Genomic DNA, 6,082 nt, shown 5'->3' with positions numbered 1-6,082 from the left:
ACGTAGACCGGCATAGCTACAAAGCCACCATCGCGATCGACATCATCACAAACCATTGCGAAACACCCGCCGGACCTTAACCGAGCGGCGTTGCGCCTAGTCCGGGCTCACCCGCAGGAGTCGGTGGCCCCCGAGGTGTTCTCATCTCAGCTGGTTTGACTTCGCTTCGATCGAGACATAGCCGGTATCCGACGCCGCCCTTGCGCGCTCCCTGGAGGGTGACTTCTGGAGGTTGTTAGTCGGTGGCCTTGGGGTGTCCGGTGCCGGCGTGCTTGATCCAGCAGGTGCGGGTGTCGTGGTCGACCAGGTACCAGATGCGGCCGCCGGCGGTGACCTCGTACTGCCACTGCGGCAGCGTCTTTCCGTTGTGCCCCGTGGTGGCGAGGGAGCCTTTGAGGGGGTGCTGGCGGCTGGTCGGCGGGGACGGGCAGGGGTTGGCCTCGATGGCGTCGAACGCGGCGCGGGTGTTGGCCGCGGCCTGGCGGCACAGTTCCTCCCAGCCCTTGGCCGCGTCGTTCGTGGCGAACCGCAGGGTGTAGCCGCCGGGGCGTGGTGGCGGCGCCGCCCGGTCGCCTCGCTTCGCGCTCACTCGCCGGCAGGGCGCGCCACCGGCCCGAAGTCGCCGGCGCTCGACGCGGCCAGGACCCGGTGCAGGTCGGGGTCCGCGTGGATCTCGGCGGTGTGCCGCCACTCGGTGAGCAACTGCGATACTGCTGCGGTGTTGCCCACCGCCGCGGCCGCCTCCGCCGTGTCGACGAACTCGCTGGCCATCTGCTCGAGGTCTCCGGGCGGCAGGAATCGCACCCAGGGCAGCACGGTGGGCAGCGCCTCACGCACCAGGGCCGGGTCCCGGCGCACCACGCTGGCCAGCAGCCGGGCAGTCAGGTCCACCACCTCGCCCTCGGCTTCCGCCCGGTCGGCGGACATCAGTACCAGGTCGGCGGCGTCGCGGCGGCGCAGCCGCACCGCGCGAGCGCGGGCCAGCCGCTCGGTGGTTTCCGCCGGCTGGCGCAGCAGTTCCGAGAACGGCACGGACTCCAACGGCATCGACATGACATCAACACTACTTCAGAGGTGGGCGGAATTGCCAGGACATGGCGAAGGGGCCCACCCGCGGTGAGGGCCCTTGCTGCTGGTCAGGATGGCTAGCCCACAGCGGCCGGTTGACCCGTGGCCCTCACCGCAGTCACCCTTGGCTGCGCGCTCACGGCGGTGCTTTGGCCGGGACGATCTCCGCGAGCCCGTCGGGGCTGATGAACCAGGCGATCAGGGCCAGTGAGTTGGTCACCGCGTAGGCCATCAGCATGCCGGACCCGGCCGGTTGGACTGACCGCGCAACCAGCGACACGCTCTTGCCACCGGCCCGGAGGATTCCTCGCTGTCTGCCTGCCCGTTACGGTAGGAGACCGGCATGGCGGTATGCCGGCAACCCCCGAGGAGACAGCAACAAACATGGCCGTGGACCGGTGCCCGACGTGACCGATCGATACGCGCGGGTCTCCGCGACGACCCATGACACACTCGCCATTCCGCTGAGTCTGTCGGAGCTGGAGCAGTATCTGGCCAAAGCCGCTGATCTGCTGCGCGGAAGCATCGACGAGCAATAGTCAAGACTTGTGGATGAGAAATCTTGATTAGGCAGCCGTGGCCGTGCTGGTGACGGGCTCGGCTGCGGGTCGTTCGACGAGTTTGCCGCGTTCGAAGCGGGCGCCGGCGCGTACCAGAGCGACGAGGTGCGGTGCGTTGACCGCCCGCCACCGCTGCTGGGCGGCTTCGATGAGTTTGAATGCCATGGCGAGGCCGGCGGCCTTGGAGCCGGGCCCCTTGGTGACCTTGGTGCGGTGTCGCACCGTGGCGAAGGTCGACTCGATCGGGTTCGTGGTGCGCAGGTGTACCCAGTGCTCGGCGGGGAAGTCGTAGAACGCGAGGAGCTCGTCCAGATCGTCGACGACCTTGGCGACGGCTTTGCCGAACTTCGCGCCGTAGGCGAGCTTGAACGCGGCCACGCCGCGGCGGGCGTGGTCACGGTCCTCGGCGTTCCAGATCTCGGCGAGGGCCTTCTTCACCCCGGGATGAGCGGATTTCGGCATGGCGGCGAGGACGTTGCCGATCTTGTGGAACCAGCAGCGCTGCTCCCGTGTCTCGGGGAACACCTCACGCAGCGCGTTCCAGAACCCGAGCGCGCCGTCGCCGACGGCCAGGATCGGGGCGCGCATGCCCCGCCGCTTGCAGTCGCGTAGCAGGTCGGCCCACGACCCGGGGCGACTCGCGGTAGCCCTCCGCGAGGGCGACGAGTTCCTTACGGCCGTCGACGCGCACTCCGACGATCACCAGCAGGCACAGTTTTGCCTCGTCGAGGCGCACGTTCAGATGCACGCCGTCGGCCCACACGTACACGTAGTCGGCCGCCGACAGGTCCCGGGCGTTGAAGGCGCGGGCCTCGTCCTGCCACTGCACGGTCAGCCGGGTGATCGTGGCCGCGGACAGCCCGGCGCTGGTGCCCAGGAACTGCTCCAGGGCGGGCACGAAGTCCTGCGAGGACAGGCCGTGCAGATACAGCAGTGGCAGCACCTCGCTGATTTGCGGGGACCTGCGGCATCACGCGGGCAGGACCGCCGAGGCGAACCGCCGCCGCTCACCCGTCTCGTCGACGCGTTTGTCGTTGACCCGCGGCGCCACGACCTCGACCGCCCCGGCCGAGGTGAGCACCTGCCGCGGCCGGGCGTGGCCGTTGCGTACCACCATCCTGCGGCCGTCGGCGTCGAGCTCGTCGGCGTGCGCGGCGATGTACGCGGCGACCTCGGCCTCCAACGCCGCGGCCAGCATCCGTCGCGCACCATCACGCACGATCTCGTCGATCAACGACCCGCCGGGCGCGGCCAGTTGCGGCACCGCCGATGGCGTGGGCTCTTCCGGGTTGACTACGGTAAGCACGGGCGTACCTTCCCGACCCGCGTTCGCGCGCGGGCTCTACTCGATTCCTTGGACTTGGAACTGGCCGGGAGGGTACGCCCCCACGGCGCTCATCCACAGGTTTCGAGCATTGCTCAGCATCGACCAAGCGGACTTCAAGGCGTACATCTTCCCGCTGATGTTCTTCAAGCGGATCAGCGACGTTTACACCGAGGAGTACGAGCGGGCGCTGGCGGAGTCGGACGGCGACCACGAGTACGCGTCGGTCCCCGAGAACCACCGCTTCGGCATCCCGTCCGGCTGCCTGTGGGAGGACATGCGCGCCCGCACCGAGAACGTCGGGCAGGCCCTGGTGACCGCCTTCCGCGCGATCGGGAAGGCCAACCCGGACGTGCTGTACGGCATCTTCGGCAACGCCGCCTGGACGAACAAGGACAAGCTGCCCGACGCCAAGCAGGCCAGCGGACTTCCTCAAGGAGCTGTTCGCCCTCGCCGGTGACGTGGTGGCCGCGGAGAAGGCCGCCGCCGAGATCCCCCGCGAGGAGCGCGGCAAGGCGGCGCTGACGGAGTTGTTCCAGTCCCTCATGGACAACGGAACCCCGATCATCGCTGAGAAGGTCGTCGACGAGGTCGACGAGGTCGTCCGGGCGGTGCGGTTCACGGGGGCCGGGTCCTTGCTGTCGCGTACGGCGACGAGGCCAGGCAGGTTGTCGGCAACCTCGACGCACTCGCCGCCGTTGCTGCCGCTGCGGGTGCTCTTGCGCCACCGGGCGCTGGTCAGGTCAGCCATGATGAACCGGCTACCACCGCCGCAGACGGCAGCGGTCGCTGTCTCGGTTGACCCCCGTTGAATTTGAGACCATCATGCACTGACCGGCCACTCAGGCCACGTGGCTACCCCTGTCGCCTACTGGTGCAGCGGACCCGGGTGAGGTGAGCATTCTTGAACGTGCCGTATGGGAACCGCAAGGTTCTCTTGCTGTCCGACGGGTTCGGCGGAGCCACGATGGCCGCGTACTGTCACCTACGGGACCGGCGTGTCCAAACCGCGTTTCATCCGGCATCGACCTCCGAGGACATGATCGCAGCGGTAGGTCAGCATGCCCCGGACATCGTGATAGCTCCCACCTTGACCAAACGGGTCCCTGCGGAGCTCTACGATCGGGTCCTCATCAACCATCCGGGGCGCTTGGGCGACCGGGGGCCGTCCTCCATCGACTGGGGACGGGTCCGCCGGGATCCGCTCGGTGGGAACACCGTCCTCCTCGCCGAGGAGGGGTGGGACACCGGTCCGGTGGTCTACACCACGAGTTTTCCCTATCCGTCCTGGCCGGCGACCAAGAGTTGGCTGTACTCCCACCTCAACCGGGCTGCGTTCCTCGCCGGCATCGACCACGTGCTGGCCGGGCTCGGGGCCCCGATGCCGCTCGACGAGTCCCAGCCGGACGTGCTGGGCCGGTGGAACGACCCGATGCGCCAGCGAGACTGCGAGATTCACTGGACTATGTCGGCAGAGGACATCGTCTGGAACGCCGCTGCCCGGGACGGCAGCCCTGGGGTGCTCACCGAGTTGGCCGGCCACCAGGTGTACGTGTATGACGTCCACCTGGGCGGGCCGGTCAACGGGGATGCGGACCCAGGTGACGTGGTGGAGTGGCAGCCGAACGGGGCCATCCGGGTGGCCGTGGGCATGCGCACTGGGGACGGGTACCGGGAGAGTGTGTGGGTCGGCTACGTCAAGCCCAAGCCTCCTGCCCAGCACGGTCCCGCGTTCAAGCTTCCCGCTGCCGCATGGATCGGTCAGCAAGGGCGGTACCTGCCCTTGCGGTGGACCGGGCAGGGACCGGGGCCAGGGTACCGTCCGATACGGATATCCTTCCCCGACAGCACCCTGGCTATCGTCACCGCCGCCGCGTACAACGGCGCGTGGTCTACGGAGTTCTGTCAACGTGTCACCAGGGCGCTTGCGTACGTCGAGCGGCTGCCGGACATCCGTCGAGTCGTACTGCGCGGAGGTGGCGCCGACCCGTTCGGTAACGGAATCCACCTAAACCACATCTACGCTGCGGATCCGGGCTGTGGCTCCCCCATGCAGGCCGAGGCGCGGCGCAACATCTCGGCGATCAACGAGGTCGCTGAGATGCTGTTCCGCCTGCGCCGTGCGGGGCGGCACGTCATCGTGGTCGCGGACGGGGATGCTGGTGCGGGTGGGGCTTTCCTTTCCCTGTGCGGAAGCGTGGTGGTCGCCGAGGAGGGGCGGGTCCTCAACTACCACTACAAGAGCATGGGCGGGCTTACCGGCTCCGAGTACCACACGTTGACGCTGCCCGGGCGCATGCCAGACCCAGCAGACCGGCATGCCCTTCTCAATGAGTGCCTGCCCCTGAGTGCCTACCAGGCCCACCGACAGGGCTTGGTGGACTACCTCGCTCCTGCTGGACTCACCGGGCCCGCGCTCACCGAATGGATCGTGGAGTTCAGCAGGAACTACGGCGCCCAGGTCGATCGGCGCGTCATGAAGGTGAGAGACGCCCCAAGCGCCGAGGCCGAAGCCGCGACATCGCGAGCTGAGCTCACCACCATCTTCCGGGACTTCGCCGGTAGCGACTTTCAGCAGGCGCTCGCTCGGTTCGTCCTCAAACAACCCGCTACACCGCCGGTCGCAGCGAGACGGTATCGCGGCGGGTACCAGGAATCGAACTTCCCGCCCCCTCAAGGCGAGTGATTCTGGCGGGGCTGCGGGAACAGGCAAGGCCGTTGATGATGAACCTCTCCAATGATCTTGTCGATGAGTCGCCTCGATTGTGCCTGGTCGAGAGCGAGAGCATCGATGCTCATCCAAACGTTCGCATATGCGGCGGACTCCTGAGGACGATCAAGGTGCAGCGCGCCGAGCGCTGTGCCGTGGCCGGAGCACGCCGCCGGCAGGGCGCGAGCATCTGGTACTCAGCAGGGGAGAGGCGAAGGTGACTGGCCAGCCGTCGAAGGTCGTGGCTGAGAAGATCCCGAGGCAGTTGATCCGTGGTCTGCAGCTTTGCTCGTAGGAGCGCGGCAGCCTTCATGCCGCATTCCACCGAGTAGAAGCTGATCAGATGAGAAGCTTCTTCGCTGGCTGAGCCTGCTGCTTCTGCCAGTCTGAAGAAGCTGTTCACCAGATCACGGTGTGTCA

Annotated in this window: 6 protein-coding genes and 2 pseudogenes; 3 read left to right on the top strand and 5 right to left on the bottom strand. The window is 67.7% G+C overall.

Features of this window, described 5'->3' with window-relative positions; translation table 11 throughout:
• Window positions 1-235: 235 nt before the first annotated feature.
• Window positions 236-589: a type II toxin-antitoxin system RelE/ParE family toxin gene (locus ACGFIZ_RS27110; protein WP_145775489.1), complete on the bottom strand. Its 354-nt coding sequence runs from the start codon at window positions 587-589 to the stop codon at window positions 236-238.
• Window positions 586-1,053 (bottom strand): hypothetical protein, encoded by a 468-nt coding sequence (locus ACGFIZ_RS27105; RefSeq protein ID WP_393423712.1) that lies wholly within the window; start codon window positions 1,051-1,053, stop codon window positions 586-588. The genes ACGFIZ_RS27110 and ACGFIZ_RS27105 overlap by 4 nt, the downstream gene beginning before the upstream one ends.
• A 422-nt stretch (window positions 1,054-1,475) precedes the next feature.
• On the opposite strand from ACGFIZ_RS27105, the gene ACGFIZ_RS27100 reads away from it, so the two are divergent.
• Window positions 1,476-1,607 carry a hypothetical protein gene (locus ACGFIZ_RS27100; RefSeq protein ID WP_393423710.1) on the top strand — a complete coding sequence of 44 codons (132 nt, stop codon included), beginning with the start codon at window positions 1,476-1,478 and terminating at the stop codon, window positions 1,605-1,607.
• Window positions 1,608-1,634: 27 nt separating this feature from the next.
• On the opposite strand, the pseudogene ACGFIZ_RS27095 reads toward ACGFIZ_RS27100, so the two are convergent.
• Window positions 1,635-2,934: pseudogene (locus ACGFIZ_RS27095) on the bottom strand (IS256 family transposase).
• A 109-nt stretch (window positions 2,935-3,043) separates the two neighbouring features.
• Between ACGFIZ_RS27095 and ACGFIZ_RS27090 the strand changes: the two are divergent.
• Window positions 3,044-3,412 (top strand): type I restriction-modification system subunit M N-terminal domain-containing protein, encoded by a 369-nt coding sequence (locus ACGFIZ_RS27090; protein ID WP_393423708.1) that lies wholly within the window; start codon window positions 3,044-3,046, stop codon window positions 3,410-3,412.
• A gap of 168 nt (window positions 3,413-3,580) precedes the next feature.
• On the opposite strand, the pseudogene ACGFIZ_RS27085 reads toward ACGFIZ_RS27090, so the two are convergent.
• A pseudogene (locus ACGFIZ_RS27085) lies at window positions 3,581-3,703 on the bottom strand (DUF397 domain-containing protein); the annotation flags it as partial.
• A gap of 159 nt (window positions 3,704-3,862) precedes the next feature.
• Here ACGFIZ_RS27085 and ACGFIZ_RS27080 point away from each other — a divergent pair.
• Window positions 3,863-5,638, top strand: a complete 1,776-nt coding sequence (locus ACGFIZ_RS27080; RefSeq protein ID WP_393423722.1) for an enoyl-CoA hydratase-related protein — start codon at window positions 3,863-3,865, stop codon at window positions 5,636-5,638.
• A 109-nt stretch (window positions 5,639-5,747) separates the two neighbouring features.
• Here ACGFIZ_RS27080 and ACGFIZ_RS27075 read toward each other — a convergent pair whose 3' ends face one another.
• Window positions 5,748-6,065: a hypothetical protein gene (locus tag ACGFIZ_RS27075; protein WP_393423706.1), complete on the bottom strand. Its 318-nt coding sequence runs from the start codon at window positions 6,063-6,065 to the stop codon at window positions 5,748-5,750.
• Window positions 6,066-6,082: the final 17 nt, after the last annotated feature.

This window comes from Micromonospora sp. NPDC048830 (genome assembly GCF_043198215.1).
Lineage (GTDB): Bacteria > Actinomycetota > Actinomycetes > Mycobacteriales > Micromonosporaceae > Micromonospora.
The sequence above is the reverse complement of the archived record's forward strand: the minus strand, read 5'-3'. Positions and strand labels throughout refer to the sequence as shown.